The organism is Mesorhizobium sp. WSM4850, assembly GCF_055811735.1.
On the sequence record NZ_JBVVPV010000120.1, the window covers coordinates 1 to 2,635 of the forward strand.

The following is a 2,635-nucleotide window of genomic DNA, read 5'->3' on the forward strand; positions in this document are numbered from 1 at the left end:
GGTCGCGGACATGTGCCGGCAACTCGTCATAAGTCAGTCTGGCGACCGTGCTGGCGACGTCTTGTGTCAGAGGCATTATATCAATCCCAGTGAGGTACGCGAAGCCCACTCAAGGCAGGCTGACCTGCCCCACGCCGCTAGTCGGTCCGGCGAGTCCGCTCGGTAGGAGGTCGCCTAGTTCTGGATCCAGGCGTTCCAGCAGCGGATCAACATTGCTTTATTGGCGTTGATCCACTCGGCGTCCGGTTGCACCATTTCGGAACTGATCTCCTCGGGGACGGCATGTTGGCGCGCGCCTCCGCGCTCATGTACTTGAGCGCGTCCTTGCTCGGCGGCACGCAGGACAGCGCCTCACAAATCTTCCCCTGGACTTCGGGCGAATCCAGGTAGAATTTCAGCAGTTCAAGCGCTTCCGCCTTGTGCGGCGCGCCTTTCACAACGGCGTAGCCCAACAAGATCGCGCCGTTATAGGATGAAGCGATGGGTTGCCCTTCCTTCTTTAGCGCCGTGGTCCGGGTCATATACATGATTCCAGCATCATATTGATCATTGCGGAAACCTTGAACCGACTGGTCGCCGGCCGTCCACCACAGCCCGACATCGGGGAGCAACTCGTCGAGCTTCTTGAAGGCACGGTCCACGTCCAACGGGTAGAGCTTGTCTCTGGGCACGCCATCGGCCAAAAGAGCCGCCGTCAACTGCACGTAAGCTTCCGTGCTGGCGAGAATGCCGCGGGCACCCGGAAAGGCCTTGGTGTCCCACAACTCCTTCCAGGTGGTCGGCCCGCCATTGGGGAAGTGCTCCTTGTTGTAGACAATCAATGTCGCGCCGCGGAGGGAAAGGATCCCTGCGGCATTGCAGGCGCCGAGCAGCAGATCGGCGCGACCCTTGAACTGCTTACAAAGGTCATCGATGTTCGCTGCACGCTCGGCATGGCTCGGTGCCTCGGTGTCTATTTCGCCTTCGATGAAGACGTCCCAAGTGACATTGCCGGAGGCGATCATGGCCTGTACGTGGGCGCGCCGTTCGTCGGCGCCGCCGGTCGGGACCACGATAACCTGATACCGGTCACCTTCTCGAAGGGGGCGAGCCAATACTCACGAACAATCTTGTCATAAGCGCCGCCGCTACTCGCCAAGACGATCTGCCGGCCCGTCGGCGTCGGCGACAGCGCAGACCATGCCAGCGGGAATGCCGCGAGGCCACAAAGGCCAATCATGAGTTTGGTCTTCATTTCGTTCCTCGTAAGCTTGCTGGTCGCCGACACAAAAATGGGCTCTGGCTTGCGCGCTGTACCAGACGAATGTTCCTGTCCACGAGGCCCGATTGGGCGCTGGAATGCCCATACGCCGGCCGAAGATCGGTTTCGCGTCCTGGCGGAAAGATAATACGCCCTCCGGCAGCAGCGCTCCGCAGGCGTTGACCGATATTTCGAGGGGTAGGAAACGTTCTCTCCGCCACGCCATGCCTAGCGACATGGCAGTCGGCGACGTTTTGCGCATCGAAATGGAGAGATGACTGAGTACTTTGCAGATCTCGCATATTTGATTTGAGGCAACGGGCATTTGCCCATCTCAACTGGTTACGCGGCGCCGCAAAAAGCGGCACCTTCAGCCCCAACTGGCCAACGCCATCGGTTTCCCTCATGCCGAAATATTTCTGCCGGACGAGGATGTTACCATCCCCCATCATCTTAGCATCACTGAGGCGGACGGCGCATCTCATAGAACTCATACTCCGTTCCATTAAAGACAACCGGCTCGAGGCAGGAAAAGCCCAGTGCAGTTGTCATTCTGAGAGACCGTGTATTCGTCGGGCGTATGAGAGCGACCAACCGATCGACAGGTTGGGTTGCGAAGGCGAATTGGAACACTGGCTTAAGGCTTTCCGGTCCAATCCTTTGACCGGATCGGGCTCCGAACAGGGCGCACCCGAATTGAATATCGCTGCCGAAGCGACTCACCCCAGACCGCCCTACGAAGCGCAAGTCACCACTGTCTTCTCGTTTATAGACCATCCAAAATCCAATCCCGTAGGTCTCCCATTCATGAAGATAGAGGGATAGTCGCGCATCAGACATTTCTCGCGTTGGCGGAATTCCCTGCATCATTGATTTGACTACTAGCGGATCACATTGAAGGCGATGAAGGGCACCGGCGTCCCAAGCACGTATTGGGCGCATGAATAAGCGTTGTGTTTCGAGATTCATGTAAATTTCATCCAATTGTAGAGAAGCAGCAACGGCAGTCCAAACAAGCAGGTGGGTAAGGACGCGTGGCTGCGAATGCGGTTGGCGTAACTCCGAAATGGCGCATGATGCGGTCGTAAGCGTCCTTGAATCTTTAACGCGTTAGCTGGCAGGGGTCGGGGTATTACCCAAAGCGCGCGTTGACGACGCAGTTCACAACACGACGAGCACGTGCCGAATGGGCGTTGCCAATTAATTTGCGATAACCTTCTCCTTGGTCTGTGACGTGTTGCGGATAGCTATGCATATGTCGTGCCAAGCAGATAGTTATTACAAAACAGCATGACAGCTCTTATACTGCTATGTCGTGTGTCCGACATTGTCAGACATCTGCCGGTGCGGAACACGATTGACGACCCATAAAATCCGCTTCCTGTTCTTCCTGGA

The 2,635-nt window shown here is 56.9% G+C and carries 3 protein-coding genes; all 3 read right to left on the minus strand.

The window, feature by feature from the left end:
• Positions 1-206 precede the first annotated feature (206 nt).
• Entirely contained in the window at positions 207-1,052 is an 846-nt protein-coding gene (locus AC0L2Z_RS35135; protein WP_473630610.1) for an extracellular solute-binding protein, read from the minus strand.
• A gap of 75 nt (positions 1,053-1,127) precedes the next feature.
• The gene (locus AC0L2Z_RS35140; RefSeq protein WP_473630611.1) at positions 1,128-1,565 is read right to left on the minus strand and encodes a hypothetical protein; all 438 of its coding nucleotides are present in this window, start codon (positions 1,563-1,565) and stop codon (positions 1,128-1,130) included.
• A gap of 134 nt (positions 1,566-1,699) precedes the next feature.
• Positions 1,700-2,209, minus strand: a complete 510-nt coding sequence (locus AC0L2Z_RS35145; RefSeq protein WP_473630612.1) for a GNAT family N-acetyltransferase — start codon at positions 2,207-2,209, stop codon at positions 1,700-1,702.
• Positions 2,210-2,635: the final 426 nt, after the last annotated feature.

What these genes read in the sequence shown, in the direction of transcription:
- AC0L2Z_RS35140 (WP_473630611.1), bottom strand. Translation starts at nt 1,565, where the DNA reads ATGCCCGTTGCCTCAAATCAAATATGCGAGATCTGCAAAGTACTCAGT.
- AC0L2Z_RS35145 (WP_473630612.1), bottom strand. Translation starts at nt 2,209, where the DNA reads ATGAATCTCGAAACACAACGCTTATTCATGCGCCCAATACGTGCTTGG.